Source organism: Nakamurella antarctica (genome assembly GCF_003860405.1).
Taxonomy (GTDB): domain Bacteria; phylum Actinomycetota; class Actinomycetes; order Mycobacteriales; family Nakamurellaceae; genus Nakamurella; species Nakamurella antarctica.
The window spans coordinates 851,250-877,541 of the sequence record NZ_CP034170.1; the positions used below are offsets into that span (position 1 = coordinate 851,250).

Annotated in this window: 26 protein-coding genes, 1 pseudogene and 1 riboswitch; of the genes and pseudogenes, 15 read left to right on the forward strand and 12 right to left on the reverse strand. The window is 61.2% G+C overall.

Features of this window, described 5'->3' with window-relative positions:
• The first annotated feature begins 297 nt into the window (after window positions 1-297).
• Window positions 298-1,608 (forward strand): PhoH family protein, encoded by a 1,311-nt coding sequence (locus tag EH165_RS03685; RefSeq protein WP_124798079.1) that lies wholly within the window; start codon window positions 298-300, stop codon window positions 1,606-1,608.
• Between the two features lie 109 nt (window positions 1,609-1,717).
• Window positions 1,718-3,556 carry a YML083C domain-containing protein gene (locus tag EH165_RS03690; RefSeq protein ID WP_124798080.1) on the forward strand — a complete coding sequence of 613 codons (1,839 nt, stop codon included), beginning with the start codon at window positions 1,718-1,720 and terminating at the stop codon, window positions 3,554-3,556.
• 165 nt (window positions 3,557-3,721) lie between these two features.
• On the opposite strand, the pseudogene EH165_RS16750 reads toward EH165_RS03690, so the two are convergent.
• Window positions 3,722-5,136: pseudogene (locus EH165_RS16750) on the reverse strand (class II fumarate hydratase).
• A 187-nt stretch (window positions 5,137-5,323) separates the two neighbouring features.
• Here EH165_RS16750 and EH165_RS03700 point away from each other — a divergent pair.
• Entirely contained in the window at window positions 5,324-5,875 is a 552-nt protein-coding gene (locus EH165_RS03700; protein ID WP_124798081.1) for a DUF4245 family protein, read from the forward strand.
• A 2-nt stretch (window positions 5,876-5,877) separates the two neighbouring features.
• On the opposite strand, the gene EH165_RS03705 is transcribed toward EH165_RS03700, so the two are convergent.
• From EH165_RS03705 to EH165_RS03715, 3 genes are read right to left on the reverse strand one after another with little or no spacing between them, the layout of a single operon-like run.
• Window positions 5,878-6,159 carry an exodeoxyribonuclease VII small subunit gene (locus EH165_RS03705; RefSeq protein WP_206426085.1) on the reverse strand — a complete coding sequence of 94 codons (282 nt, stop codon included), beginning with the start codon at window positions 6,157-6,159 and terminating at the stop codon, window positions 5,878-5,880.
• 43 nt (window positions 6,160-6,202) lie between these two features.
• Entirely contained in the window at window positions 6,203-7,513 is a 1,311-nt protein-coding gene (gene xseA, locus EH165_RS03710; RefSeq protein ID WP_124798082.1) for an exodeoxyribonuclease VII large subunit, read from the reverse strand.
• 8 nt (window positions 7,514-7,521) lie between these two features.
• Window positions 7,522-8,307 carry a lipid droplet-associated protein gene (locus EH165_RS03715; RefSeq protein WP_124798083.1) on the reverse strand — a complete coding sequence of 262 codons (786 nt, stop codon included), beginning with the start codon at window positions 8,305-8,307 and terminating at the stop codon, window positions 7,522-7,524.
• 110 nt (window positions 8,308-8,417) lie between these two features.
• Here EH165_RS03715 and EH165_RS03720 point away from each other — a divergent pair, with 110 nt between their 5' ends.
• Entirely contained in the window at window positions 8,418-9,398 is a 981-nt protein-coding gene (locus tag EH165_RS03720) for a 4-hydroxy-3-methylbut-2-enyl diphosphate reductase (RefSeq protein WP_124798084.1), read from the forward strand.
• Window positions 9,399-9,406: 8 nt separating this feature from the next.
• Here the strand turns inward: EH165_RS03720 and EH165_RS03725 are convergent, their stop codons facing one another.
• Genes EH165_RS03725 through EH165_RS03740 form a run of 4 tightly spaced genes read right to left on the reverse strand, consistent with a single transcriptional unit; the run spans window position 9,407 to window position 13,033 of the window.
• Window positions 9,407-9,850, reverse strand: a complete 444-nt coding sequence (locus EH165_RS03725; RefSeq protein WP_124798085.1) for a DUF6542 domain-containing protein — start codon at window positions 9,848-9,850, stop codon at window positions 9,407-9,409.
• A 35-nt stretch (window positions 9,851-9,885) separates the two neighbouring features.
• The gene (locus EH165_RS03730) at window positions 9,886-10,983 is read right to left on the reverse strand and encodes a DNA recombination protein RmuC (RefSeq protein WP_124798086.1); all 1,098 of its coding nucleotides are present in this window, start codon (window positions 10,981-10,983) and stop codon (window positions 9,886-9,888) included.
• A gap of 38 nt (window positions 10,984-11,021) precedes the next feature.
• Window positions 11,022-11,555 carry a methylated-DNA--[protein]-cysteine S-methyltransferase gene (locus EH165_RS03735; protein ID WP_124798087.1) on the reverse strand — a complete coding sequence of 178 codons (534 nt, stop codon included), beginning with the start codon at window positions 11,553-11,555 and terminating at the stop codon, window positions 11,022-11,024.
• Window positions 11,555-13,033 (reverse strand): AlkA N-terminal domain-containing protein, encoded by a 1,479-nt coding sequence (locus EH165_RS03740; protein WP_124798088.1) that lies wholly within the window; start codon window positions 13,031-13,033, stop codon window positions 11,555-11,557. Before EH165_RS03740 ends, EH165_RS03735 begins: the two co-directional genes overlap by 1 nt.
• A 140-nt stretch (window positions 13,034-13,173) precedes the next feature.
• Between EH165_RS03740 and EH165_RS03745 the strand changes: the two genes are divergently transcribed.
• From EH165_RS03745 to EH165_RS03775, 7 genes are all read left to right on the forward strand, one after another.
• Window positions 13,174-13,845 carry a class I SAM-dependent DNA methyltransferase gene (locus EH165_RS03745; protein WP_124798089.1) on the forward strand — a complete coding sequence of 224 codons (672 nt, stop codon included), beginning with the start codon at window positions 13,174-13,176 and terminating at the stop codon, window positions 13,843-13,845.
• Window positions 13,839-15,113 (forward strand): glycosyltransferase 87 family protein, encoded by a 1,275-nt coding sequence (locus EH165_RS03750; RefSeq protein ID WP_164479113.1) that lies wholly within the window; start codon window positions 13,839-13,841, stop codon window positions 15,111-15,113. The genes EH165_RS03745 and EH165_RS03750 overlap by 7 nt, the downstream gene beginning before the upstream one ends.
• A 46-nt stretch (window positions 15,114-15,159) precedes the next feature.
• Window positions 15,160-16,239 carry a redox-regulated ATPase YchF gene (gene ychF, locus EH165_RS03755; RefSeq protein ID WP_124798091.1) on the forward strand — a complete coding sequence of 360 codons (1,080 nt, stop codon included), beginning with the start codon at window positions 15,160-15,162 and terminating at the stop codon, window positions 16,237-16,239.
• A gap of 112 nt (window positions 16,240-16,351) precedes the next feature.
• Window positions 16,352-16,585, forward strand: coding sequence for a type II toxin-antitoxin system ParD family antitoxin (locus tag EH165_RS03760; protein ID WP_124798092.1), 234 nt, complete (start codon window positions 16,352-16,354; stop codon window positions 16,583-16,585).
• Complete coding sequence (locus tag EH165_RS03765; RefSeq protein WP_124798093.1) at window positions 16,582-16,872, forward strand: type II toxin-antitoxin system RelE/ParE family toxin; 291 nt, start codon at window positions 16,582-16,584, stop codon at window positions 16,870-16,872. The genes EH165_RS03760 and EH165_RS03765 overlap by 4 nt, the downstream gene beginning before the upstream one ends.
• A 203-nt stretch (window positions 16,873-17,075) precedes the next feature.
• Window positions 17,076-17,196: riboswitch (SAM riboswitch) on the forward strand.
• A gap of 336 nt (window positions 17,197-17,532) precedes the next feature.
• The gene (locus tag EH165_RS03770; protein WP_124798094.1) at window positions 17,533-17,790 is read left to right on the forward strand and encodes a hypothetical protein; all 258 of its coding nucleotides are present in this window, start codon (window positions 17,533-17,535) and stop codon (window positions 17,788-17,790) included.
• Between the two features lie 146 nt (window positions 17,791-17,936).
• On the forward strand, window positions 17,937-18,590 hold the full coding sequence (locus EH165_RS03775) for an SDR family NAD(P)-dependent oxidoreductase (RefSeq protein WP_124798095.1): 654 nt from the start codon (window positions 17,937-17,939) through the stop codon (window positions 18,588-18,590).
• A gap of 108 nt (window positions 18,591-18,698) precedes the next feature.
• Here the strand turns inward: EH165_RS03775 and EH165_RS15635 are convergent, their stop codons facing one another.
• The 4 genes from EH165_RS15635 to EH165_RS03785 form a co-directional block, all read right to left on the reverse strand.
• Window positions 18,699-19,469: a hypothetical protein gene (locus tag EH165_RS15635; protein ID WP_206426086.1), complete on the reverse strand. Its 771-nt coding sequence runs from the start codon at window positions 19,467-19,469 to the stop codon at window positions 18,699-18,701.
• Between the two features lie 147 nt (window positions 19,470-19,616).
• Window positions 19,617-21,053 (reverse strand): amidohydrolase, encoded by a 1,437-nt coding sequence (locus EH165_RS03780; RefSeq protein WP_338418506.1) that lies wholly within the window; start codon window positions 21,051-21,053, stop codon window positions 19,617-19,619.
• A complete protein-coding gene (locus EH165_RS15640; protein WP_206426087.1) occupies window positions 21,032-21,274 on the reverse strand; it encodes a hypothetical protein in 243 nt (80 codons plus the stop codon). The genes EH165_RS03780 and EH165_RS15640 overlap by 22 nt, the downstream gene beginning before the upstream one ends.
• Complete coding sequence (locus tag EH165_RS03785; protein WP_124798096.1) at window positions 21,271-21,999, reverse strand: TetR/AcrR family transcriptional regulator; 729 nt, start codon at window positions 21,997-21,999, stop codon at window positions 21,271-21,273. Before EH165_RS03785 ends, EH165_RS15640 begins: the two co-directional genes overlap by 4 nt.
• Before the next feature lie 238 nt (window positions 22,000-22,237).
• Here EH165_RS03785 and EH165_RS03790 point away from each other — a divergent pair, with 238 nt between their 5' ends.
• Genes EH165_RS03790 through EH165_RS03805 form a run of 4 tightly spaced genes read left to right on the forward strand, consistent with a single transcriptional unit; the run spans window position 22,238 to window position 26,220 of the window.
• Complete coding sequence (locus tag EH165_RS03790) at window positions 22,238-23,329, forward strand: ABC transporter ATP-binding protein (protein ID WP_124800278.1); 1,092 nt, start codon at window positions 22,238-22,240, stop codon at window positions 23,327-23,329.
• The gene (locus tag EH165_RS03795; protein WP_164479114.1) at window positions 23,326-24,264 is read left to right on the forward strand and encodes an ABC transporter permease; all 939 of its coding nucleotides are present in this window, start codon (window positions 23,326-23,328) and stop codon (window positions 24,262-24,264) included. Before EH165_RS03790 ends, EH165_RS03795 begins: the two co-directional genes overlap by 4 nt.
• Window positions 24,261-25,121 carry an ABC transporter permease gene (locus EH165_RS03800; RefSeq protein ID WP_124798098.1) on the forward strand — a complete coding sequence of 287 codons (861 nt, stop codon included), beginning with the start codon at window positions 24,261-24,263 and terminating at the stop codon, window positions 25,119-25,121. The genes EH165_RS03795 and EH165_RS03800 overlap by 4 nt, the downstream gene beginning before the upstream one ends.
• Complete coding sequence (locus tag EH165_RS03805) at window positions 25,114-26,220, forward strand: extracellular solute-binding protein (RefSeq protein WP_124798099.1); 1,107 nt, start codon at window positions 25,114-25,116, stop codon at window positions 26,218-26,220. The genes EH165_RS03800 and EH165_RS03805 overlap by 8 nt, the downstream gene beginning before the upstream one ends.
• Window positions 26,221-26,292 lie beyond the last annotated feature (72 nt).

The following is a 26,292-nucleotide window of genomic DNA, read 5'->3' on the forward strand; positions in this document are numbered from 1 at the left end:
GGGGCGCGTAGCGTCTCGACTCACGGGCCGCGGGGAAGCGACCTGGACGGGAGGTTTCGATCGTGAAATGTGGTCAGCCACAGTTTGCGAGGGGGCCGGCATCCGGCCGCCGCGGTCGCAGCTGAGCCTTGGTGGTCAGCGGCGGGCGTGAGGAACTTCCCGAAAACTTCGAGGTTGCCGGGTGCGTGATGCCGCACCCGCGGGAGATAGCCCGTGTCCCTAGACCGAGCGGTACATACGTCACATCCAGCCAACACTTCACCTGCCCGTGGGAACCACCCCGAAGCGTCGAAAACGATGCAACCCCCACACGGGAGGAGGCAAACCTACGTCATCGATACCTCGGTGCTGCTCAGCGATCCCGCAGCGCTTACCCGTTTCGCCGAGCACGAAGTGGTGCTGCCGCTCATCGTTATTAGCGAGTTGGAGGCAAAGCGGCACCATCCCGAACTTGGCTATTTTGCACGGGAAGCGCTGCGATTGCTCGACGATCTCCGGATTGAACACGGCCGGCTAGACGCCCCGGTTCCGATGGGAGTGGATGGTGGCACCCTGCATGTCGAGCTCAACCACACGGACCCGTCGATCCTCCCGCTCGGGTTTCGAAACGATAGCAACGACTCTCGAATCCTCGCGTGTGCACTCAACCTCGCCGCAGAGGGCCGCGCAGTCACCTTGGTGACCAAAGATATGCCCTTGCGGGTCAAGGCATCTGCGGTTGGACTGCCCGCGGACGAGTACCGCGCCCATGACGTCGTCCCCTCCGGCTGGACAGGCACCACCGAGATTGAAGTGGGGTCACATGTTCTGGATGCCCTCTTCGCAAACAGCGTTATCGACCTCGACGAGGCGCGAGAGTTGCCGTGCCATACGGGGTTGAAGCTCATTACCGCTTCCGGCTCGGCGCTGGGTCGGGTGACTGCGGGTAAGCAGGTTCGGTTGGTGCGTGGAGAAAGGGAGGCCTTCGGGATTCGCGGCCGCAGCGCCGAGCAGCGCCTCGCACTCGAGCTGCTGATGGACGATGAGGTTGGCATTGTGTCCCTCGGCGGGCGCGCGGGTACCGGTAAGTCGGCACTTGCGTTGTGCGCGGGCCTCGAACTTGTGCTCGAACGCAAGGCGCATCGCAAAGTGGTGGTCTTCCGGCCGCTGTACGCGGTGGGCGGTCAGGAACTGGGGTACCTGCCGGGCAGCGAAAGCGAAAAGATGGGTCCATGGGCGCAGGCGGTGTTCGACACACTCAGCGCCGTGGTGTCGCCGGCCATCGTCGAGGAGGTGATAGCTCGCGGCATGCTCGAGGTTCTTCCACTCACCCACATTCGCGGACGATCACTGCACGACTCATTCGTCATCGTCGACGAGGCACAGTCACTGGAGCGAAATGTGTTGCTCACAGTGCTTTCTCGGATGGGCACGAACTCTCGCGTGGTCCTCACGCACGACGTGGCGCAACGGGACAATTTGCGGGTCGGACGTCATGACGGAATCGCCGCCGTTGTCGAGACGCTGAAGGGGCACCCGTTGTTCGCGCACATCACGCTGACCCGGTCGGAACGTTCGCCGATCGCCGCGCTCGTCACCGAGTTGCTGGAGTTTCCGGAAGTGGGCTGAATCTGCTGCCCAGCTGGCCGGATTTGTCTGGGTGGTCCGCACGCGACGGCGGAAGCGGACACTTCCCATGCTCTACCGTTGGCAGGTAGCTCACTCTAGGAGGATTCTTATGCAGCGTGGCCGTATCAGTGCTTCTTTACTGGCGTTGGCGACCTGCGGTGCCTTCATCGTGGTGGCCAACTCACCCGCTTTCGCTGGGGCGGATGCCGTGACGGTGCGTCCTGCTGCCGTAGCAGCGACGCCAGTGACTTCCACAGACGCAGCAGACATGCGAACCCTGACAGCCGAGAGCGTCATCACGCTGACGCCATCTGGAGCGACCATTGCCGTGACCGGTGCGGGCTTTGACCCCGCCAACAACGTCTACGTGGCGCTGTGCAACAAATCGGCGGCAGCGGAAACCCCACTTCTCAATTGCCTCGGAGGGTCAATTCCAGACGCCAACACCTCCAAGGCGTGGGCAACGGTGTCCAACGATCCGGCGCTGGGGAACCGGGTTGCATGGACGGGCAAAGGGTTCACCGCCAACATTGTCCTCACCAGCCCTGACGGGGTCGGGCCCGTGTGCGGCGACGCCGACTGCGTCATTATTGCCCGGACCACGGGAGACCCGGCGAAGCGAGCAGCCGACTTACTCATTCCAGTCACCTTTGCATCAGATGCTCCGCCTGCAAGCTCCCCTGCCAGCACTGCCAGCACTCCCGCGAGTACCAGCGCGCCGAGAACGAGCACGCCGACGCCCACAACAGAAACCACCCCCACCACGATTGATCCGCCGTCGGCTCCGCTGACAGTGGGAGCGCAGTCCGTGGTCAGTCCGGAGGTGGCCGTTGGCGGTACCCAGACCGTTGTCTTCGCCCAGTTCAAGCCGGGAGAGCAGGTCGGCGTCACCGTATTCTCAACTCCTGTCGCTCTCCCCCCGGTTGTTGCGAGCAGCGCCGGGGTTGTCACCATCACGTTCCCCATCACCAAAGATTTGCTGCCGGGACTGCACAGTGTTCAGGCGGTCGGCGTCGAGTCAGGAACAGTCGGAACCGCGGAGTTCACCGTAGTGGCCGCCGCAGCGCCCAGCACCACAAGCGCTGTCACCACATCGGAGCCAACAAGCGCCAGCGTTGCCCCGACCAGCTCAGCCGAGGTCAGCACACAGAGCGCGACATCAGAAAGCGCGGTAACCACTGCGGAGTCCACCGCGGCGGTAGCAGCTCCGGACCAGAAGTCGGGCAGCAATCTCGCCTGGCTGTGGGTCGTCATCATTGTGGTGTTGATCGTCGGCGGGGTGACAGGCGCGGTGTACCTATCCCGACGTCGGGAATCCATCCTGGTCGCCGAAGAGGAGGATAAGAACCTCCTCTTGGCCGAAGCCAGGGTCAGCAGCGAGCCGGAACCGCAGACGCTGCTCGAGGAATCGCCCGAAGAGGCAGCCGCTTACGGATACTCCGGTAGCGACTTCCATCTCTTGTCCGGTCATAACCACTCCGACGGCCCGGCGCTGTATTCCGGCCAAGGTGGGTACACCCCCGATGTCACAACGCAACGCATCCAGACGCCACAGCACCCCGGAGCGGGCGCGTCACCGACCGATGAGCCGACCGCGTGGTTCCCCGCGCCCGCTCAGGACCAGCCAGCAACCCCGCAGATGCCGTCATCCGCGCGGCAGCCGATTTCGCCCGACTCTGGGCCAAGTACGTCGCAGTGGCGACCGGCCTTTGATGAAACATCGGGAGACGGTGCTTTCAGCCCGGCCGACTCTGGCTCTGGCACTGAATCTGACTCTGGCGCTGAATCCGATCCTGGTGCGTACGCTGTCCACGCCGATGACGCTGGACCCGAGGGAGCTACATCGGTCTGGCAGGTTCCACCGACGCGAACAAGTGGCGAGGCCGATCCACCCTCGGCCGCACCGGTTTTAGATGATTCTGACGACGGGCACGGTACGACTTCCTGACACCTGACTTCGGTCAACCCGCGAGATACCGCGTCCCCACGCGACAGCGATACGGCGTCCCCCCGCGACCGCGATACGGCGTCCCCCCGCGACAGCGGGGCCGGCCACTGAAAAGTGACCGGCCCCGCTTCTCTTTCGCTCTCGGGGTGCGGCGGGGCGAGGGCTTTACGGGTGCGTCATTGACAGAACATCCAAAGCCGCGTCGAGTTGGTCGGCGGTCAATGTGCCATCTGTGACGTGACCACGTTCCAGAACCACCGTTTTGATGGTTTTGTTCTGTTTCAGAGCCTGCTTTGCGATGGAGGCGGCCTCCTCGTAGCCGATGTACTTATTCAGCGGCGTCACGATTGACGGGGACGACTCCGCATATGCCAGGCAACGGTCAACGTCGGCGACGATCCCGTCGATGCACCGGTCCGCCAACAACCGGGAGACATTGGCGATGAGCCGGATCGACTCCAGGAGGTTGCGCGCCATTACCGGGAACATCACATTGAGTTCGAAGTTCCCCTGAGACCCGGCGAAAGCGACGGTGGCGTCATTCCCGATCACCTGAGCGGCGACCATCAGTGTGGCCTCCGGGAGAACAGGATTAACTTTCCCCGGCATGATGGAGGATCCGGGTTGCAGGTCCGGCAGGTGGATCTCCGCTAAGCCCGCACGAGGCCCCGAACCCATCCATCGAATATCGTTGCAGATTTTGGTGAGTCCGACAGCGATAGTGCGCAGTTGGCCTGAAGTTTCGACCAGACCGTCGCGAGCGCTTTGGGCCTCGAAGTGGTTGCGCGCCTCGGTGAACGGCAGGCCCGTAACGCTAGCCAACTCGCTGATCACCTTTGCGGAGAAGCCCGGGGAGTGTTGATGCCGGTGCCGACCGCTGTCCCGCCCAGTGGCAGCTCGGCCAGCCGCGGCAGCGACGACTCAAGGCGCTCGATGCCGTAACGGACTTGAGCCGCATAGCCACCGAACTCTTGGCCCAGGGTTACCGGGGTGGCATCCATCAGGTGTGTGCGACCGGATTTGACCACGGTTGCCCACTCTTCGGCCTTTCGGCCTAGCGCGCGGGAAAGGTAGTCAAGTGCCGGGATCAGATCCCGTACGACGGCCTCTGTCGCTGCCACGTGGATAGATGTCGGGAAAACGTCGTTGCTAGACTGTGAAGCATTCACGTGGTCGTTGGGGTGGACTTTTGGGCCTTGCGGGGTGGCTGCGGAAGCGGACTCGTTGGCCAACGTCGCAATCACCTCGTTGGTATTCATATTGGAACTGGTGCCGGAACCGGTTTGGAACACGTCAATCGGGAATTCGCCATCCCAGTCGCCATCGGCCACGGACGTTGCAGCCGTGCTAATCAACGTTGCAACATCGCCTGAAATCACCCCCAGCTCGGCGTTGATCTTGGCTGCCGCTGCTTTGATCAGGGCCAACGCTCTAATCTGAGATCGCTCCAGACCTCGTCCCGAGATAGGGAAGTTTTCTACGGCTCGTTGAGTTTGAGCCTGATACTTTGCGTCGCGAGGCACGCGCACTTCACCCATGGTGTCGTGTTCGATGCGGAACTCGCCATTGTGTTCTGCCATGGAAACGACGTTATCGCTTCGCGGGGTCCAACGTCGCCATCGGGTAGCCGTGTGATGGGTCTCAGCCTCGTTGAGAGGGCTACACGCCACGGATGAGGAGGGTCTGCAGCGCTCGATCGGTTCCCGGTGCGAAGTCAGAGCGGTCAGCTCCACCCCGCCGGTCGCGGATCGTGCAACCATAGAAGGCGTGGCTGACCGACGTAATGCGACCATGCGCGACATGGGTGTAGCAGTGGCTGTTCTTGTGGTGGCGTTACTCCTGGTGGTGGGAGCGATGGGGGGCTGGTCCTTTCAGCCCGGCGGACCCGCGGAGGGTGAGACGCTGACCGCCGATGTCACCGACGGGTTTAGCCGCGCAGGTGCGACCTTAGAGTTCGCCACCGTGGTACCAAAAGGGTTGCCCTCGAATTGGATCGGGAATTCCTTTTCGATCAACAATCCAGCTACGGGCGCCCAGGGCGCACCGCTGGCACGCGGCGGTTGGGTACTCCCGGACGGTCGGTTCATCACGTTGGTCGAGTCGCCAGCGGCTGGGCCTGTGGTGGTCGCTCAAGAAATTGGACAGGGCCTCAGCGGTAGCGGACAAGTCCAAGCCAGCGGATTGAAATGGGATGTTTATCCCGGTCAGCGCACCGAAGTCGCGTGGGTTACGGCGGTGGGCGGCGTGACCTTGATGATCACCGGATCGGCAGATATCACCGCGTTCCAGACATTGGCCGCAGCTGTGGTCAAGCAGTAGGTCTAGCTCTGGCTCTGCGCCGCTTGGGTAAGAGCCGTGTCCACTCGTTGCCGTGCCCCATCGAGGAACGTGGCGCAGGTCCGAGCGAGTGCCTCTCCCCGCTCCCACAGCGTCAAAGACTCATCCAGCCCGAGCCCCCCGGCTTCGAGCGTGGCCACGACGCTCGCCAACTCGTCGCGGGCTGCCTCGTAGGACATCGCGGGTTGCGGAGCATCCGCTCCGCTGAGAGGCGCAGCGGCTGGGGCTGTCCCCGAAGTGTCGACTGTTGTTCTAGGTGAGCTCATCGGTATTCCTCAGGTTTCGAAGCGGGACAAAACACGTGTGGATTTAGTCGGATGTTGCGGAGGTATTCCGGGAGTCGGAGTCTTTGGTACCTGATGGGGTTGTCGGCATCTCTGGCCCGGAACTGATTGCTAGCACCGCTCCGTCGGCCACGCGTACCCTCAGCGCGGAACCGGCCGGGGCCTGTGACGTATCCCGAAGGACGTGACCAGCAACCTGTACCACCGCGTACCCACGTCGCAATGTTGCGGCCGGACCCAACGCGCTGAGCTGCGAAAGCCGTTGCTCCAGAACGGATTGCTCGCGTTCGATGGTCCGCGAAACGAGCGAACGCGCTCGCACCGTGAAGCGTTCCACTTGGTCGGTGCGCGCGTTGATGGGACCGTGCGGATCGGCCAGGACGGCGCGAGATCGCAACCCGTTGAGTTTTGCGGTCTCAGTGCTGACCCACCCCGTCAGGCTCCGACGTGCTCGGAGCCGGAACTGTTCAATCTGTCGGAACTCGGCGACGGCATCGGGGACTACCCGCTTACCGGCGTCAGTAGGAGTAGAGCAGCGAACGTCGGCGACATCATCGACGATCGGGTGGTCTGGCTCGTGGCCAATGGCGGAGACCACTGGGGTTTTGCAGGAGGCGACTTCCCGGCACAAAGTTTCGTCGGAGAACGGGAGAAGGTCTTCGACTGACCCACCGCCACGGGCCAGAATAATGACCTCCACGTCGGGATCTGCGTCGAGTTTGCGCAGACAAGCGATTATCTGGGGGACTGCGCTCGCTCCCTGCACCGTGGGGTTCTCGACACGAAAAATTACCGCGGGCCATCGTGCGCGGGCGTTGACCAGGACATCTGATTCTGCGGCACTGGCTCGCCCCGTGATGAGTCCGACAACTTGAGGCAAGAAGGGCAGCTGCTTCTTGCGGGACGGCAGGGCCAGACCCTCCGCCGCCAACAATGCCCGCACCCGTTGCAGCCTCGCCAGGAGTTCGCCGAGCCCGACGGGGTGGATCTCGCTCACCCGGAAGGAAAGTGATCCCCGTGCCGTGTAGTACTCGAACTTCCCAAACACCACAACCCGGTCACCTTCTTCCGGTGGCTGGGTGAGTCCGGCGATGACGGTTTTGAAGCAGGTGACTTGCAGGGACATGTCCGCCGACGCGTCACGAAGGGTCAGATAGGCAATCGAATTGTTGGGGCGGATATTAGCTTGCGCGATTTGGCCCTCAATCCACGCCGCCGGCGCCCTCGCGATGTGCTCGGCCATCCGTTGGGAAAGCGCCCGCACCGGCCAAGGGTTTTCCCGACTCGTACCGGCGGCTTTGTCCGGCACGGTAGGTCGCTCCGCCTGGGAGGTCATCGGCACACTCAGCTGTTCGCGAGCGTTGCGAGCCTGTTGGTCAGCAACGTGAGAAATGCCGGGCGTGCCTTATGGCCATGCTCGAAAGCGAGCAGGGATGCCACGTCGTCGGCCGCCATCGCCTTGAGTTCTGCCTTAAGGCCCGCGAGCGGCAAGGTCGCGGCGTCCACTCCCGTCGCGGTCTGGATACCGGAGAGCCTTACGGCGGGTTCGCCGTCGAGGACTGCAGACGCATCGCCCAGAGTTTTAGCCGCCGCTGGCTTTTTTCGGGTGGCCGCCGCCGAGGTTGTAGCCGCAGCACTCTTCCGAGGTGTGGTCTTTGGAGCTGTGGTCTTTGGAGCTGTGGTCTTTGGGGCTGTGGTCTTTGGGGCTGTGGTCTTTGGAGCTGTGGTCTTTGGAGCTGCGGGATTCGGACCTGTGGCTATCAGATCTATGGCGTCCGGTGAATCAGCGTCATCTGCTCCAATGGCATCGGCCAGGGCTACCGCCACCGAATCCCAGTGGGCAGCCGACTGGGGGTCGGCCGCTGCTACTTCGTCTTCGTCGTCGATGGTGGACCAGGCGGTGCGCTCTGGCGGTGCCTTATCAGACCCGCTGAGCATGGATAGCGCTTGATCACCTCGAATTGCGAGTTCGGATAGCTCCTGATTGAGGGTGAATGTGAGCTTTGCGGCACGCCCGACGAGGCTGACACCCACATTGGGAAGCTCGGCGGGAAGGCGGCGGATGGCATCTACCGTGTCGGAGACGACGCCAGCTGCAATTCGAAGCACGAATGGAAATGATGTGGCCATGAGGATAAGCCTGCCTCATGGCACCGACATTGTGTGCAATAGGTGAGATCCAACGCTGCACAGAGAGCAACCGCGCCTGCCCTGTCGTCCCTACAACTACCATCGGGAGTATGACTTCCCCACTTCGCCGTGTCCTGCTCGCTGCCCCTCGTGGCTACTGCGCGGGGGTTGACCGTGCGGTCGTCACTGTGGAGAAGGCGCTGGAGCAGTACGGCGCGCCCGTGTACGTCCGCAAGGAGATCGTGCATAACAAGCACGTGGTCAGCACGCTGCAACGGCGCGGCGCGATCTTTGTTGATCAGACGGACGAGGTGCCAGAGGGGGCGCTGGTGGTGTTCTCAGCGCATGGTGTTTCCCCAGCGGTACACACCGAAGCTGCCGAGAGGGACTTACGGGTAATCGACGCCACATGCCCGCTGGTGACCAAAGTGCACAAAGAGGTCGTCCGTTTCGCAGGCGAGGGCTACGACATCGTGTTGATCGGACACAAGGGCCACGAAGAGGTGGAAGGTACCTACGGTGAGGCCCCTGATTCGATCCAGATCGTCGATACCGCAGCCGATGTTGAAGCGGTGCAAGTCGCGGACCCGGCGAAGGTGATTTGGCTGTCCCAGACAACGCTCAGCGTCGACGAAACGATGGAAACGGTTGGCCTGTTGCGTAAGCGGTTTCCGCTGATGACAGCGCCGCCGAGCGACGATATTTGCTATGCCACGCAGAACCGCCAGGAAGTGGTGAAGCAGATAGCTTCCGATTGCGATTTGCTGCTGGTGGTGGGCTCTCGGAATTCCTCAAACTCGGTGCGTCTCGTGGAGGTCGCGCTTGATGCCGGCGCCCGGACTTCTTATCTCGTGGATTACGCCCATGAGATCGACGAGAAATGGTTGGAAGGTGTGAGCACGATCGGCCTGACCTCCGGAGCCTCAGTGCCAGAGGATTTGGTGGAGGGGGTGCTGGAATGGCTTGCCGAACGTGGATTCGAGGATGTTGAAGTCTTTACGGCCGCGAAAGAAACGCTGACCTTTTCGTTGCCGAAGGAGTTGCGCAAGGATCTGCGGCCAGCAGCCGAGATCCGGGCTGCCACCTCGTAGCTGAGAGCTTAGTAGTGGGTGCTCACGGGCCGAGCTCTGCTTCCGTGAAGTGGCTGGGCAATAAACCGGATCATGCCCAGAATCAGAGCTGCGACCGTAGCCATCACCATCGCGGGGAATGCCCCCACCAGCTTGATTCCGAGATCAAGAACCCCACCGCTGGAGAAAATCAGGGTACAGATCAGCAAGCTCGTGGCAACGACGAGTGGCGGCTGCACCATCGGAGTGAAGATCGAGCGCCGCTGCACGGCGAGCACGGAGATCACTGCGCCGAGGATCGACAGTGTGCGGGACGGCCAGCCCAGTTCGTTGTTGGCGCCAATGTCGTAGGCGGTGCCGCCCACCGTCAGGATTGCGGCGATCAGGACGGCGCCCCACCACGGAACGCCGCGCGCGGTGGTCACTACGCAGGCGTGGGCTTGGTCGAGTCGGCGGTGCGGTGTCAGGCTCACGGGTCCACGGTATCGCGAGCTGGGCGATTTCGGGGTCAGATCGCTCTCGGAGGCTCGTTCACCAATTCAACGGCTTGAGGTTGACGCGGGGCGATCTCCACTTGGGAAAGCAAGGGGATCTCTACTGGGGCAACTCCGAGATCGGCAAATTTTCTGGCAGTGACCAGAACCCTGGATTCCAGCGAGGAAACCGTCGAGTTGTACGACTGGACGGCCTTTCCCAAGCTGACGCCGAGTTTGTCCAGATGTTCGCCCATGGTGGAAAGGCGCTTGTAGAGGTCCGCTCCGAGGGTGTGAATCTGGGCCGCGCTGGCACCTAGTTTCTCTTGGCGCCAGCTGAAGGCGACAGTGCGTAGCAAGGTGATGAGTGTGGTGGGGGTGGCGATCACGACGTTGCGGGAGAATGCGTAATCGAGCAGTCCTGGGTCGCGCACGAGCGCTGCGTCGAGTAAAGGTTCGCCGGGGATGAACATGACGACGAATTCTGGCGCCGGCTGAAACAGTTGCCAGTACGACTTGGCCGCGAGCGCGTCCACGTGAGCGCGGACTGCCCGCGAATGTGCGGTGAGCAAGGCAGCCGCTTCTGGCCCCTCGCCGCGGTCCATCGCCTCGAGCCACGCGGTGAAGGGCACCTTTGCATCGACGGGGATATGCCTATCGCCTGACAGGTGCACCACCAAGTCGGGACGAGATCTGGTGAACGTGCCGTCTGCGTGGGCGACTCCCGTTGTCATCTGGGTATCAAAATCACAATGTTCAGCCATCCCCGCGAGCTCCACGATCCGCTCCAACTGAATTTCTCCCCAGCGCCCCCGCACCTGCGGGGTTCGCAAGGCCCCGGCGAGGGTCTTGGTCTGGTGCGTCAGGTCAGCGGAAGTGCGATGCAGGGCGCCGATTTGCTCTCTCAGTGCGGCGTAGGCACCGACCCGATCGCGTTCGATGTCTCGTATTTGAGACTCCACGCGCACGAGGGCGTCCGCGGCTGGGGCCAACAGCGCGCCCACCGTGACGGCGTCGGTGCGCTCAGCCTCTGTGCGGCCGGCGGCTTGGCCCGAGAGTCGCCCTAGATAGAAGCCGCAGGCAAGACCCACACCCAGCAGGAGCAGCGCAATCACGGCGGTAGAAAGATCCATGGTTGCCAGCATGGCGGGCCGCACCGACAGTCGCAGTTTTATCCCTTGCCGGCGACCGATGTATCGGCGACCCGCTGCGATTCGTGGTCAAGGAGCCACTGCTTTACGGGCAGGCTCCAGCGGAAGCCGCCGAGGCTGCCGTCGAGGCGGAGCACCCGATGGCAGGGAACAAACAGTGCCGCCGCATTGCGCGCGCACGCTGTGGCAGCGGCCCGGATCGCCAGCGGCCGCCCAGACCGGGAGGCGTATTCGGAATAGGTGATGGGAGCGCCAGCGGGAACCATGCGCAGGACTTTCCAGGCGTGCATCATGAACGGCCCGGATTCCTGGTGCACTGCAAAGGAGTTGACCACGTCCAGATCTCCCGAGTGATAGGCGCCAACCGCCTGATCAATGTCCTTCAACTCGGCCACTCGCAGCAAGGTCGGTCTCAGGGTTGAATGCACCTGCGGGAGTAACTGAGCAGTGTCGGCAGTCCAGCCAGCAGCCAGAACCGTCAGTTCGTCATCGGCGGTAATGGTGGTGAATGCGCCCGCCGGGGTGATCTGGGTGTGGGTGAGAGCTGTTGTCATTACGGGCCTTTCGTCGTGGTGATGCTAGCCGCCCGCCACAGATGCATGCCCGCGTAGGAGGAGAAGGGGCGCCAGCGTGCCCCGCGCGCGCGTAGTGCGGCGGGGGAACTGCCAAGCCCCAAGCGATTGGCTCCCTGGCGTTGCACCAGGTCCGTTGCCAGCAGCACATCGGGGTCGCCGAGCACGCGCATGGCAAGGTAGCCAGCTGTCCACGGGCCGATGCCGGTACGGGCGCAGAGTTCGACCTGTAGGTCAGCAGAGCGACGGCCAGGGTCGATCACGAGTGATCCACTGGCGAGGTCGCGGCAGGCGTGCAGCAGTGTTGCCGCGCGCTTGCGCGGACCACCGATGTCGACATCGGCAAGTTCGGCAAGTGCAGCTGAGGTGGGGAAGAGGTGGGTGAGTCCGGTGGCTGTCGCTAGCTCTTCGGGAAGTCGGTGCCCCACCCGATGAGTCAGTTTACTGGCCGCCGTTCGCGCAGCCACAACCGAAACCTGCTGACCCAGAATCGCTCTGACCACAAGCTCGGCGCCGTCGGAGGTGCCCGGCACTCGAATTCCGGGAATCGCGGCGACTCTGGGCGCGAGCACCGGGTCCGCACTGAGAAGTGCATCGATACCGACCGGATCGGCATCGAGATCGAGAATCCTGCGGCAGCGCTCTACCGCCGGTGTGAGGTCAGCCAGGCTGCCCAAGTGAAGTTTCGCGAGCACCGAAGCCTCGGCGCGGGACGGCATGGTCAATTCGACCACAGCTGGCGCTCCCGGCAATTGCATCGACCTCGTGTACGAATGGGTGTGCACTTTCTCGACCCCGGCAATAGCGCGCAGTGCGAAGAAGGCAAGCAGCCCCTTGCCGTCAAAGGGCTGGCGAACGGGCAGTCGTAGCGTGATGACACCGGGACCCCCTGGCTGCGACAGGCGATCGCGTCGAAGCTCGGAGGGCGCTGTGGCAAAAATTTCCTGCACCGTTTCGTTGAATTGGCGAATGCTGGAAAAGCCTGCTGCGAAGGCTATCTCGCTGATGGGTAATGAGGTTGTTGTCAGTAGGAGGCGGGCAGTGTGGGCGCGACGCGCCCGCGCCAGAGCCAATGGCGAGGCGCCCAACTCCGCGAGCAGCATGCGGTTGAGGTGGCGCGAGGTGTAGCCGAGCCGCGTCGCTAACCCGGGGACGCCTTCGCGGTCGATGACGCCGTCGGCTATCAATCGCATCGCAGCCCCGACTGTATCGGCGCGTAGGTTCCACTCCGGCGAGCCCGGCGCGGCGTCGGGAAGACAACGACGGCAGGCGCGAAAGCCCGCGGCCTGCGCGGCGGCTGCGGTGGGGAAGAACGCGGCGTTGCGACGCAGCGGCTTGCGAGCTGGACACGCTGGTCTGCAATAGATTCCTGTCGTCCGCACCGCGAGGATGAACTGCCCGTCGAACCGGGCGTCTCGAGTTTCTACTGCCCGGTAGGCGACGTCGTCATCCAGGATCATGCGGCCTACTGTGCCACCTGCAGACTCGTCCTACTAGCGGAAATCGGACACGGCTTCGTGCCTGTGTGAGCTCACACGTCAGGTGGGAGTTACGCATGAAATTGTGCGTGAAGGAGTATCGCCATGGCACGCTGACACTTATGACCTCCGACTCCAGCCCGGCGACGCCGACCGAGGCATCTGCGTCTGCGGCCACCCGCTGGGAAAACGAAATCGTTGGCGAGCGCTGGGACGACTACGTCGCCAAATTCCAAACAATGTTCGACGAAGGCAGCGACCTAAGCGGTGAAGCGCGATTCGTCGACATGATGGCGCCGCGCGGAGCCGACCTGATGGATGCCGGCTGTGGCATGGGCCGTGTTACCGCGGCGCTGCACGCGGCCGGGCATCATGTAATCGGAGTCGACAAAGACGTGGGGCTGGTAAAAATCGGGCGGGAACGTCATCCGGAAGCCAATCTGATTGCACACGACCTACTCACTGTGAGCTCCGCTGTAATCACCGCCGCCGGGGGCCCTGCCAGTTTTGACGTAATCGCGGTGCCGGGGAACGTGATGGTCTTTCTCGCACCTGGGACCGAGCAGGCGGTGCTGAGCAACTTGCTGGTTCTTCTGAAGCCAGGCGGACGAATCGTGACAGGCTTCTTCACCACAAGGGAATACACGGTTGCCGAATTCGATGACGCAGCAAAAGCAGTCGGTTTGACCCTCGAACATCGTTTTGCGACTTGGCATCTCGATCCGTTCGTTGCCGAGTCGGAATGGGCTGTGTCCGTGCTGCGCGCGCCGGGCGAAGCGAGTGCCGCGTGTTAGGAAAGCCTGAAGCTGATACCGCTGCACGGCGGTTCGTCAGGTGGCTCGGCACGAACTCTGCCGCTGCGTATGCGGGTGCAGCGCTGCTGGTCCTGTTGGCAGCAGTGGCGACTTACGGCGCAGGACGCGGCCTTGGGTCGCCGCGAAACCAGTTCGACCTGCATATTTATTATGACGCGGTCTCCTACTGGGCGCGCGGGGGATACCTCTACAGCTATTCGCAACCGGATGTGCTGAATGGCAGTCTCGGGTTTACCTACCCACCCATCGCCGCCGTGCTGATGTGGCCGATGACGTTATTGCCCTGGCATGTGGTGCAGGTTTTGACGCTGGTGCTGATTATTACGGCGGCCGTGGCTTTCGTGTGGCTCTGTGTGCGAGATTCCGTCCGCATCAACGGGGCCACTGGCCTAGTTCTGCTGGGGCTCATCACCTGCGTCGCGTTTCTTTATGAGCCGATGCGCCTGACGTTGTCGTTCGGGCAGGTCAATATTTTCCTTGGTCTTTTTGTGGCCTTCGATCTGTTGTTCCTGCAGCGCAGGGGATCGAAGTGGATGGGGATCGGGATAGGCCTCGCGGTGGCCATCAAGATCACACCAGGCATTTTTATCGTCTATCTGCTGTGCACCGCCCGCTGGCGGGCTGCCATCGTTGCGTCCGCAACTGCGGCGGTGGCTTCTGTGGTGGCAATAATTTTTGCGCAGAAAGAGGTGTTGAACTTCTACACCGAAGTGCTGTGGGACACCTCCCGAGTGGGCCTGGTCGACACCCGCGGCAACCAGTCGATCAACGGACTCCTCGCTCGGTTGGCCTCGCCCGAAGCGCCCAGCAAAGCGGTGTGGGTGTTACTGGCCGGCATCGTGGTGGCATTCGGATTGTGGCGTGCTCGCAGCGCCTTCCGCGCAGGCGACGAAATGGCGGGGATGGCTTTGGCGGGTATGGCCGGCCTGATGGTCTCGCCGGTGACCTGGGTGCACCACGCGGTGTGGGTGATCCCCGCGGTGATCGTGCTAGCCCACCGACTGGTCGAGTTGCGTGGAGCGCCCAAGACGAGGGAGTTCTACTCAAGCGTGGCTTTGTTGGTGGTCGGTGTGGGGTGGCTGGTGTCGTTGGATAAATACGTGGCCGACTACGCCCCGAACTGGTCTGGCGCGGGTTGGTGGGCTCAGTTGATGGGCAACCTGCCAATATTGTGGATCCTCGCGGCGCTGGCGTTCCTTCCTGCGCGCAAACAAATTCCCTTGCTCAAGCAGTTCCTTCCCGCCTGATCGAGGTGGCCCTGCGCGCCCCGCATCACGCCTAGAATCATCTCTCGTGACCCTGACTCTCGGAATTGTCGGCCTGCCCAACGTTGGCAAGTCCACCCTGTTCAACGCCCTGACCAAATCGGACGTGCTCGCCGCGAACTACCCGTTCGCGACCATCGAGCCCAACGTTGGTGTGGTCCCGTTGCCAGATCCGCGGTTGAACAAGCTCGCCGAAGTCTTCAATTCCCAGAAGCTCGTCCCTGCCGTGGTGTCGTTCGTTGACATCGCGGGCATTGTAAAGGGCGCCAGCGAAGGCGCCGGGCTTGGCAACAAGTTTCTGGCCAGCATCCGCGAAGCCGATGCGATCTGCCAGGTGGTTCGCGCCTTCGATGATGGCGATGTGGTGCACGTCGACGGACGGGTTGATCCGTTCTCCGATATCGAGACCATCAACACCGAGTTGATTCTCGCGGACCTCCAAACCCTGGAGAAGGCAATTCCGCGGCTGGAGAAGGAAGCGCGGCTGTCGAAGGAAAAAAAGGCGATGCTGGAGACAGCTCTGATCGCCCAGACCCTGCTGAACGAGGGCAACACGCTCTTCTCTGTCGGCAAGAAAGTGGACATTGCGCTGCTGCGCGAACTTTCGCTGATGACGGCTAAGCCGTTCCTCTACGTGTTCAACTCCGACGAGGGCGTGCTGACGAACGAAGAGAAGAAGGCCGAACTTCGCGCCGCAGTTGCCCCGGCCGACGCGGTATTCCTCGACGCGAAGGTCGAATACGAACTTCTGGAACTCGATGACGAATCCGCAATGGAACTTCTCGAATCCGTCGGGCAAGACGAACCAGGGTTACATGCGCTTGCCCGCGCGGGCTTTCACACACTCGGACTCCAGACCTACCTGACGGCCGGGCCAAAAGAAGCCCGCGCCTGGACGATCCACCAGGGGTGGACGGCGCCGCAGGCAGCGGGTGTCATCCACACCGACTTCGAAAAGGGCTTCATCAAGGCCGAAGTTATTTCTTTCGAAGACCTTGTCGCGCTCGGCTCGGTTGCCGAGGCGCGTAAGGCCGGCAAAGCTCGGATCGAGGGCAAGGAATACGTGATGGTCGATGGGGATGTTGTGGAGTTCCGGTTTAACGTCTAGTCGCGTTCCGACCTGACGTCTGAGCAGAGGGTATCTCGAGTGCATAGACCCCCGAGATTCACTCACAGAGCGTTGAGATACTGCAACTTACCAACCTTTGGTACTATTCGGCATGGCGCAAAACACCTCAATCAGCTTGGACGACCACTTCGCAAGCTTCCTCTCCCGTGAAGTCGCGACCGGACGGTACCGGTCTGCCAGCGAAGTCGTCCGCGCCGCCCTGAGGTTGCTGGAAGATCAGGAAGCGCAGATGGCGGCGCTCAGGGGCGCATTAGTAGCTGGCGAAGAGAGCGGTGCACCGGAAGAGTTCGACTTCGACGAGTTTGTAGAGTCGAAGAGGTCGTGAAGAGTTACCGCCTCACGCCGGCCGCGCGGCAAGATCTTTCATCGATGTGGGACTTCACTCAGGAGCGCTGGGATTCCAACCAAGCCGAGATCTACATCTTCGAGATTAGGGCAGCGATCGAGCGGATCGCCGCTGATCCACTTCGAGGACGGGCGTGCGACGAAATTCCTGGCCAGTACCGTCGCTACAGCATCGGTAGCCACTTGGTCTTTTACGTCGAGAGCACCGACAGTGTGGACGTGGTCCGGATTCTGCACCAGCGGATGGATCCGACACGGCACTTATAGATGATGACGATGGCTGTTGGCGGGATCGCATGTATCGGTGTGACAGACGGCCGGGTAGAACGCTGACATCGAGCAAGTATTGGTCTTGGGTCTGATTTGGTCCCGTGATCGTTCCTTCCTCCGTGACCGCATGCGCGATCTGTGTTCATCCCCTCCGAAGCTGGGACGCACATTGTCGGTGGCTTCTGTCAGTTTCTGAGTCAGCTCCAGAGCGGATGGCAGTTCGGGTACTTGGCCCGTCATCCCGGCAACCGCGCCATTTCCACTGCACGGTGCCCCAAGGGAAGAGCCGGCGGCTAGCACCTTCAGCCGCAAGAGGTGGGTCAACGTCCGCACGCGACGTTCCCAGAACGGCAAATCATATCGAACGACCATGCGCTGCATATTCTCTGCGGCGGCATCCAAAGAACCAGGACGGTCCCGCAGGGTAGCGACGAACCTATTGTGCGTTTTCAAACCTGCCGCTGCGATGCGGAGAGGGAGAAATGGCCCAAATGTGACGTGGCACGGATGGTTGATGTCTGCACTCTCTGCGCGAGGGATACCGCCGGCGGACCCATCAAATTTTCTTGGCTCGCCTGCAAAACGTGCCGCGACCACAACGATGCTTTGGCTCCCTTCTATGGAAGGAGGCCGCTGCCGCTGGGGAGGCATTCGATCATGAACGGCCGAAGCGTGCCGATGGGATTGGTGGACGAAAGGCTGGAGGTGGCAATAGGGAGCTTGGTAGGAAGCTTTGGAGTGTGGTTGGCATTGAATAAGTGGATTCCGATGCAGGTGCACAAGATCGCCGCTGCGCATGGAATGGATCTGAGTCAATGTGTCAGCCTTGACGAGTGGCTATCGAAAAATCCCTCGTCTCCTGCAACGTCAGCGGCGGCGTTCAGCGATTTTTTCAAGTATCTGTCTGAGAGCTGACGCTGTATTACGCGGGTGCCGAGGGCAGATCAGCCCTCGGCATCTGGCCGGTTCGCTTTTTGGCCTGAATTGACTGCGAGCGATAAGTGCGCCGCCCGCAGCTCGTCTCAGCAACCCCCCACCGCGGCAAGCTCTACCCTGGAGTGATGACAACACTTGAAGGTGCAGTAGTCCTGGTCGCTGGCGCGAGCGGAGGTTTGGGATCTCGTATCTCATCCCAGCTTGAAGCAGCGGGCGCCACCGTAGTACGAGCTTCCCGCTCTACTGGATCCGATTTCCGTACGTCCGCTGCAGCAGAAGAAGCGGTCTCAGGTGTCCTGGCTCAGCACGGCAGGCTCGACGGTCTCGTCGTTGCCACTGGTGTCGTCGCATTCGGCGCCGCCTCGGAACTTGAACCCGCGACACTGGAGGAGCTTTTCGCCGTCAACACCATCGGACCCGTTTTGCTGATCACCGCGAGTGCGAAACATCTTGCAGCGTCAGCGAAAGAGGGCCGCGAGCCTTTCGTGATCACGCTGAGCGGCGTCGTTTCGGAAATGCCAATGGCGGGTCTTGCTGCCTATTCCGCGTCGAAGGCTGGTCTTGCGGGGTTCGTGGTTGCTGCCTCTCGCGAATACCGTCGCGTCGGTGTCCGCTTGGTCGATGCCCGTCCTGGCCATACCGCGACGCAGCTTTCAGAGCACCCGATCGCAGGCTCAGCACCCAAGTTCGGCCAGGCGTTAGACCCGGACCGGGTCGCGGAGCGCATCCTGAAAGCGATTGTGGATGGCGAAAAGGACCTGCCAAGCACGGAGTTCTAACCCCAGGGCGCAGGCACTGATTGGGTGAAAGGTCGGGTGTTCCGGACGGCACGAGCGGCGGCGAGAGCGTTCGTCATCAGCCAGTCACGACGCCGCTGGCGCCCTTGGTCAGAACACATCTCCGGTGTTTTGCACGGTCCAGCTTTTACTCAGGTGAGAGCCGTCGGTGCCGACCAAAGTAATCGTGTAGGTGCTGCTATCCGTCCCACAGGCAAATTGGATCTCGAACGGGAAATCGGCTTGGGTGCCGTTTACCGGGATCTGCATATATCCGGAGTCTGCGGCGTCGCTGGTCCCTTGTACAAACCATGCCTGCGCTGCCTTTGTGCTGGTCCAACTCACCTTCACAGGTGGCCGAGTGGGATCGAAGCCGGGGCCACCCATGGAACAGCTGGCTTCCGTCATCGGTGTGGTGAGAGTTTCGAAAGTGGGGCCCGCGGCGGTTGTCATCGTTGGAGTAGATGTCGTAGCGGTCGGTGTCGTAGTGGTGGTGTAGGTCGCGGCGGTGGATGACGCGGTGGTGAGGGTCGCGGCGGTGGAGGACGCGGCGGTGGAGGACGCGGTGGTGGGGGTCGCGGCGGTGGAGGAGGCGGCGGAAGATGACGGTATCTGGCTGGCTGCGACAGTAGTGCTGGATGAAGCCAAGCTGGCCGGCGGTGCCGCGCTTACCGGAGTTCCCGTCCCCAACCTCGTGGCTGTTGAGGGTGACGTCCCGGGGGAGGCGCTCTCGTCCTTGGTCTTCAACAACAAAACTAGAAGGACGATTCCGGCGACGAGGAGCGCCCCGAGGATCCCCAGAATCACGAAGAGGAGAGTCCGGGACTGCCTTTCGCGAGGGGGGTTCTCGGCGAACGGATCCATCGGGTTGTCGGTGCTCATCGGACCCGCCCTTCGGTCAGTACCGGATGGCTAGCAACCTATAGGCAATCAGTGTCCACGACTAGGAAAACAGACAAACTTCCTTAATCCGTCTGCAGAAATAGGTCCCCTCAACACAAACCCACCCTGGTGGAATCCGCGTTAAGCTCACGCCCTCGGTTCGGCTTCGAAGACGATCTCCCCGTCAAGCGTGGTCAGCACGTTGCGCGTCAGGTAGATGTCAGAAGCCGGGCCAGCAAAAGGATCTCGATCAGCGATTGCCAGATCGCACACTCCGCCGACCTCAATCACGCCACCGGGCATCCCTAGTAGATCGTGCGAACCGCGGGTGTAGGCGGTCAAGATGGAGGCCAACGAAAGTGCTTCGTGGGGGAGCAGGGGCTCCGCCTCGGTCTCCCCAGGGGCGCGGCGATTGACCGCCACGTGCATGCCCTGCCAAGGGTCAGAGGTAGAAACGGGCCAGTCAGACCCGCAGACAATATTCGCCCCAGCACGCTCGAGAGAGGCGAATTGGTACTGCCACTGGCTGCGGAGCTCGCCCATCAGCGGCAACGTCATAGTCGCCATCTGTGCATCTAGGCAGGCCCACAGTGGCTGGATGTTCGCGGTCACGCCCAGGGCGCCAAAGCGAGCGAGATCGTCCGGGTTGATGACCTGGAGGTGAGCAATATGGTTGCGGACGGATGCACGATCTGTTGCGGGCACCCCCTCGACGGCGTCGAGGCAGTAGCGGACAGCCCGGTCGCCAATAGCGTGAAAGTGGGCGGAAATGCCGCGAGCGTTGAGCAGCGGCACCAGCTCGCAGAGTTGCTCGGCATTGAAGTAGGAGAGGCCCCGACCGCCGGTGCACGAACATTCCGCTTGGTAGGGCTCTTCCATAGCCGCAGTTTCGTTCTCCGGGACCCCATCGACCATGATTTTCGCGGTGTCGAGGCGCAACCCGGCGCGCGCGTATTGGTCGCGGCGTCGCTCAAGGTCTGCGACGAATTCAGGAATGGTCATGCCGTCGAAATCGCGCGATACCCACAGCGCTCCGCTCACGCGTCCCCGCAGAAGCCCCTCGTCAAGCAGCTCTCGGTAGTAAGGGGTGAAATCTTCGTAACCCGCGTAGCTACCTAGAATGGCCTCCTCCCAACCGGTGATACCGAACCCGAAAAGGACACGTTCCCCGGTCAACACCCCGGCGCGAACCTCCTCGCTAGTGGTGGTGGGCAGTACGGCTCCGACGATGTCAGCGGCCCCCTCGTGCAACATTCCGCTCGGCACGCCATCGGAGTCGCGGTCGATCCGCCCATCCTCGGGATCGGGCGTCGTCGCATCAATGCCTGCCAGCTCGAGCGCTGTGCTGTTGACCCACGCGCCGTGGTGATCGGTATTGATGAGAAACACTGGCCGATCGGGCACGATTTTGTCGAGATCCTCGCGGCGCGGGCTTCCGCCGGGGAAGAACGGCATCCGCCACCCTCCGCCCAGGATCCATGGGAGGTCGGGCTCCGAAGCGGCGTACCTCGCGATCTCGGCGTACACCTGTTCTGCGCTGGCGCACTTGGTGAGGTCGCACCTCAGTGCCTCGATGCCGCCGATGGCGGGGTGCGCGTGTGCGTCGACAAAACTGGGCGTGACAAGGCCGCCCCCGCGTCGATAACCCGGCTAGCCGCATAGTTTTCCCGAAGTTCCTCTCCGCCCAGCGCGAGGATCCTGCCGCCATCGGCGACGAGCGCCGAGTGCTCCAGCATGGCGCCGTTCGACCAAACGCGGGCAGAGTGGATCAACAATTGCGCAGGGGTACGGGTGGGGTCGGTCACGAGTGGGGTCCTTTTTCCGAGTCGGTGGACGTCATGGGGTGATGCGGAAAGGCGTGGACTGCGGCGTCCTCGAAGTCGCGCCGCAATATGTCGATGTAGCGGTTGAGCAGGCCAAGGAAGCTTGTTTCGGACACTCCGTCTTGGTCCGTGCGGCTCCGAGTTGCCTCTGCGAGTAGCGGCGCACTGAACGTTTCAACAAAGGAGGGGTCGAGCAACACCTCTTCGGCATTCGCTGCGTAAGCGAACCCGAGCGCGAGATTCTCCAGCTCGATCAATGCCCCCAACGCGCGGCCGATCTCACCCCCGCCGCCAACGAAAACCCGGACGAATGTCTCGTACATCCCGACGGTGTCGGCGTCGCGCACCGGGGTCGTACTGAGCACCTGGATGGTGTTGGGATGCGCTGAGAAGACTCGGTAATAGGCAATCGCGAATCGACGGATCGCCTCATCCCACGGCAGGTCGACAATGGTCGGGTCGTGAATCTGGGTGACGATGAGCGCGCGCACCAGAGAGACCAAGGCGCCTTGCCCGTCGATGTGGTGGTAAAGCGAAGGGGATCGGACCCCAAGACTCTGCGCGAGGGCCTTCATAGTGCAGTTGTGCCAACCCTTTTCGTCAATAATCGCGAGCGCCCCCCGCGCAATGTCGGCTTGGGTAAGCAGGGCTTTGGCCGGTCGGCCCGGGCGTCTGGGGGCAGCTGCCGGCTTGTCTTCCTCAGACATGAGCGACCTCCTTGGCTGTATGCGGGAACTGCGCCGACGGCATGTTTCAACTTGGTTAACGAAACTTTCGAATGCTTGCGCGAGTCAATCTAATCGCATTAGGTTTACCGAACACAACAGCACCCCAGGGTGATCACCAAGTTCTCGCGAAGGAGGCAGCCAGGTGCCGACGCCAACGTCTACCCCGACAACAAGAGGGCTCGACCGTAGTGACGCCCCGGAGTCTGGGTCGCAGGACTTGGTTATTGCAGGGGCACGCAAAACCTTCATCACGCCTGAAAAGACGTACGTCAATGCAATCGATGATGTGTCGTTCACCATCCGTCAGGGCGAGTTTTTTGTCATGCTCGGTCCCTCGGGGTGCGGGAAGACCACCCTGTTGCGGAGCATCGCGGGGCTGGACACGCTGGATGGCGGCGAAATCCACTTGGGCGGTCTCCGCATAGACCTGCTTGCCCCACACGAGCGGCCGGTGAATACGGTGTTCCAGTCGTACGCACTTTTCCCGCATCTGACCGTTGCGCAGAATATTGCCTTTGGTCTCGAGATGGAACGTAAACCCAAGGCTGAGATTGCGCGGCGCGTCACTGAGATGCTCGACCTGGTGCGGTTGTCGGAGATGGCCAACCGTAAGCCCGACCAGCTCTCTGGCGGTCAGCAACAGCGGGTCGCGCTCGCCCGGGCGCTGGCAAAGCAACCGAAAGTGCTGTTACTTGACGAGCCGCTGGCCGCGCTCGACCTCAAACTGCGACGGGGCATGCAGGCCGAATTGAAGCGTCTGCAGCGGGCCACCGGTATTACGTTCGTCTTCGTCACCCACGACCAAGACGAAGCGTTGAGCATGGGCGATCGCGTTGCCGTCTTTAACGAGGGGCGGCCCGAGCAGATTGGCACCCCGGAAGAGATCTATGAGCAACCCGTCAGCCGATTCGTGGCCGACTTCGTGGGTGAGACCAATTTTGTAGTCGCACCGGCGACCCGGGTCGGTGCTGGGGCTGACGAACGTCTGGAAGTGCTACTGCCCAGCGGCGATTCGGTGTACCTCAGCTCCGTGGTGCCGACTCCCGACGGCACAGTCACCCTGGCCATTCGTCCCGAGCGCCTTACCTTTTCTCCACGGGAGGTGCACTTCGCCGCCGGTGTCCTTGCCAAGCTCGTCTACATGGGCACAGACCTGCGATGCTCGGTCGAACTGGCGGACGGCACGGAAATCGCCATCCGGGTGCCCCCGCCCTTTGACGTCGACATCCTCCCTGGCGCCGAAGTGGCTCTATATACCGATGTCACGTCGCTGCGAGCTTTGATTCCCGAAACTCAGTCTGCGTCGTGAGCACCGACCTTTCTGTCCGCACCGAGGCAAAGCGGCGCCAGCCGACGCATTTACGCGGACAATTCTCGTGGCCGGGCACAACGCCTGCTCTTCTAGTCGCAGCACTGTTCACTGTGGGCCCACTCGCAATCATTTTCTTGTTTTCATTCTTGTCTCGCCCCGCCCAGGGTGGCGGTGTCGTCTACAAGTTCACGCTGGAGCCCTATATCAGCGCTTTGTATCAGAGTGATTTTGTCGGCAAAACCGTTTTCGACGGACGCTACCTACGCGTTTTCGGAGATTCCTTGCTGCAAGCACTCATCACCACTGCGGTGTGTCTGGTGCTCGCGTTTCCTATCGCGCTATGGATTGCAACTCGGCCCCAACGGCTGCAGAACTTGCTCGTGCTCCTCATCACCATCCCGTTTTGGACGAACCTTCTCGTTCGCACCTATGCCTGGATTCTGATTCTCAATGAAAACGGTATCGTCAACAGTGGTGCGACCGCTCTGGGACTGCCAAAAATGGAACTTCTATACACACCACTGGCATCGCAAATAGGCCTTATTTACACATTTCTTCCATTTATGGTGCTTCCCATTTACGCCTCGCTCGCAGGCTTCGATTTCCGCTTGGCGGAGGCTGCCTACGATTTAGGCGCTAGAAAAGTAACGGTTTTGCGGCGAATTATCGTGCCGTTGGCCGTCCCCGGTATTCTATCGGGAGTCTTGCTGGTCTTCATGCCGGCATTCGGTTCTTATGTCCAGCCGGTACTGCTTGGTGGGGGTAAAGTCTTACTGGTCGGAAATCTCATTGCCTCTCAATTTGGTGACGCTCGGAACTGGCCGTTCGGCGCCGCGCTCTCGGTGATCATCCTGATAATGCTGATGCTCGCACTGATGGGTATCGCTGTCTATTCTCGAAAAGCGGGCAAGAAGGTGGAGATTTCGCTATGAGTTCTCAACCCGTCGAACCCGGCAGCCTTGAGCGTGCCGTGATGCCGGTTCGCAAAGCCGCGCGCGGACTCAGGCTCCGCGACTTTCCCGGCGTAGGCCCAGTCGCAATTTTGGGCATGGTATTTCTGTATGTTCCGATTCTGATCACGTCCGTCTACGCGTTTAATGACGGTGACTCGGCGCTGATTTGGAAGGGTTTCAGTCTTCGCTGGTTCAGTGACGTGGCGCAGAATGCCAACCTGTTGAAGTCCGTTCGAGTGTCGCTGGAGATTGCCACGGTGGCAACGATTTTTGCCACCATCTTTGCCCTGCTTTTTGCGCTCTCGGTAGATCAGTTGCGGGCTAGGGGCAGTGGTATTGCCACCGCTGTCCTCACAGCGCCGCTGGTGATCCCCGAAATTGTGCTCGCGGTCGCGACGTTGGGCTTTATCCGGATCATCGGGTTGCAACCCGGGATGGCTGCTCTGATGCTGGCGCACACTTCGTTCTGCATCCCATTTGCGTTAATGCCGTTGCGTGCACGCCTCAAGAGCCTTGGCACTATTTATTTTGAGGTCGCTACAGATCTTGGTGCGAGCGCGTGGCAGACATTCCGGAGAATTATGTTGCCCTTGTTGGTTCCGGGCATTATCTCCGGAGCCATTCTGTCGTTCGTCATCTCGCTCGATGATTTTATTATCTCGAATTTCTTGGCAGGTTCGGGCTCTACCCCGCTTCCCGTGTTTCTATTTGGCCTTATTCGTAAGGGTGCGAGTCCCGCAGTGAACGTCATTGCTCTGATGCTCCTACTACTCGCAATCATCGTTACCACCATTACATTTTTGCAATCTCAACAAAGGAGAAAACGGCATGGCTAGTACTAGGTTTGGGCGCAGATTCGTCTCCGCTCTCGTCATTCCTGTCGTGGGTGCGTTGGCCCTCGCATCGTGCAGCGGCGGTTCCGACGCGTCGAAAGGCACAGACTCGCCCAAAGGATACGTCGAGGCCACCAGCGGAGAGGTCAATCTCTACACGTGGAGTGACTACTACCCCGCTGATCTTATTAAGAAGTTCAAGACTGATACTGGGATTACGCTTAATGTTGACTATTATGATTCTAATGAGAATCTTGAAGCAAAGCTGCGCGCCTCAAATGGCGCAGGCTATGACGTAGTGGTACCGACCGACTACATGGTGAAGATTCTGGCAGATTCCAATTTGCTTCTCCCTTTCGATGCTAAGAGCTTGCCGAACGGTGTCAACATCAAAGATTCATTCTTTGACGTCTATTTTGATCAGGGCCGTAAGTATACGATTCCTTACCTTTACGGCACGAACTCCATCATGTACGACAGCGCGGTGATCACCGAAAAGATAGATTCATGGGCGGATTACTTCAACCCGCCCGCATCGGCGGGGAAGGTCGGCATCCAGAACGACCAGGTTGAGGCGGTCAACGCTGCCTTGCGCGCCACCGGCGCACAACCCTGCACCAAGGATGGCGCACAACTGCAGGCGGCGCAGGATCTGCTCAAAAGCTTCAAGTCTCGTGTGAGCACCATCAACAGCGACGGCATTCTGGAACGGCTCGCCACCGGCGAGGAGAAGATGGCGATGATCTACAGCGGCGCCGCCTATCGAGCAGCCTTGGAGAGGCCTTCGCTCAAGTACGTCTATCCCAAAGAAGGCGTGAATCTGTGGCAAGACAACTTCGCGATTCCAGTCGGTGCTAAGAATGTTGACCAGGCCAAGACCTTTCTGAACTGGATGCTGAAGCCAGAGAATATGGCGGTTGCGGTGAACTTTCAGGGCTACGCATCGGGTGTGAAAGGTACGGATGAGCTGATGAAACCCGAGCTTGCTAGCAGCCCCGCGATCGTAATTCCGCCGGGCTACGACTTGGCAAAGCCCGTCCCGCCCTGCGACAACGAGGCGACTGCTAACTACTCGAAGATCTTCGAGACGTTTAAGGGCTGACCGGATCAGAAGGAGAGCCCGCGCGATCACTGAGAAAGGTCGCGCGGGTGAGTGGCAGCGCCATATCTACTC

What these genes read in the sequence shown, in the direction of transcription:
- EH165_RS03685 (WP_124798079.1), top strand. Translation starts at nt 298, where the DNA reads ATGCAACCCCCACACGGGAGGAGGCAAACCTACGTCATCGATACCTCG.
- EH165_RS03690 (WP_124798080.1), top strand. Translation starts at nt 1,718, where the DNA reads ATGCAGCGTGGCCGTATCAGTGCTTCTTTACTGGCGTTGGCGACCTGC.
- EH165_RS03705 (WP_206426085.1), bottom strand. Translation starts at nt 6,159, where the DNA reads ATGAGCTCACCTAGAACAACAGTCGACACTTCGGGGACAGCCCCAGCC.
- xseA (WP_124798082.1), bottom strand. Translation starts at nt 7,513, where the DNA reads ATGACCTCCCAGGCGGAGCGACCTACCGTGCCGGACAAAGCCGCCGGT.
- EH165_RS03715 (WP_124798083.1), bottom strand. Translation starts at nt 8,307, where the DNA reads ATGGCCACATCATTTCCATTCGTGCTTCGAATTGCAGCTGGCGTCGTC.
- EH165_RS03720 (WP_124798084.1), top strand. Translation starts at nt 8,418, where the DNA reads ATGACTTCCCCACTTCGCCGTGTCCTGCTCGCTGCCCCTCGTGGCTAC.
- EH165_RS03730 (WP_124798086.1), bottom strand. Translation starts at nt 10,983, where the DNA reads ATGGATCTTTCTACCGCCGTGATTGCGCTGCTCCTGCTGGGTGTGGGT.
- EH165_RS03735 (WP_124798087.1), bottom strand. Translation starts at nt 11,555, where the DNA reads ATGACAACAGCTCTCACCCACACCCAGATCACCCCGGCGGGCGCATTC.
- EH165_RS03740 (WP_124798088.1), bottom strand. Translation starts at nt 13,033, where the DNA reads ATGATCCTGGATGACGACGTCGCCTACCGGGCAGTAGAAACTCGAGAC.
- EH165_RS03745 (WP_124798089.1), top strand. Translation starts at nt 13,174, where the DNA reads ATGACCTCCGACTCCAGCCCGGCGACGCCGACCGAGGCATCTGCGTCT.
- EH165_RS03760 (WP_124798092.1), top strand. Translation starts at nt 16,352, where the DNA reads ATGGCGCAAAACACCTCAATCAGCTTGGACGACCACTTCGCAAGCTTC.
- EH165_RS03770 (WP_124798094.1), top strand. Translation starts at nt 17,533, where the DNA reads ATGAACGGCCGAAGCGTGCCGATGGGATTGGTGGACGAAAGGCTGGAG.
- EH165_RS03775 (WP_124798095.1), top strand. Translation starts at nt 17,937, where the DNA reads ATGACAACACTTGAAGGTGCAGTAGTCCTGGTCGCTGGCGCGAGCGGA.
- EH165_RS15635 (WP_206426086.1), bottom strand. Translation starts at nt 19,469, where the DNA reads ATGAGCACCGACAACCCGATGGATCCGTTCGCCGAGAACCCCCCTCGC.
- EH165_RS03785 (WP_124798096.1), bottom strand. Translation starts at nt 21,999, where the DNA reads ATGTCTGAGGAAGACAAGCCGGCAGCTGCCCCCAGACGCCCGGGCCGA.
- EH165_RS03800 (WP_124798098.1), top strand. Translation starts at nt 24,261, where the DNA reads ATGAGTTCTCAACCCGTCGAACCCGGCAGCCTTGAGCGTGCCGTGATG.
- EH165_RS03805 (WP_124798099.1), top strand. Translation starts at nt 25,114, where the DNA reads ATGGCTAGTACTAGGTTTGGGCGCAGATTCGTCTCCGCTCTCGTCATT.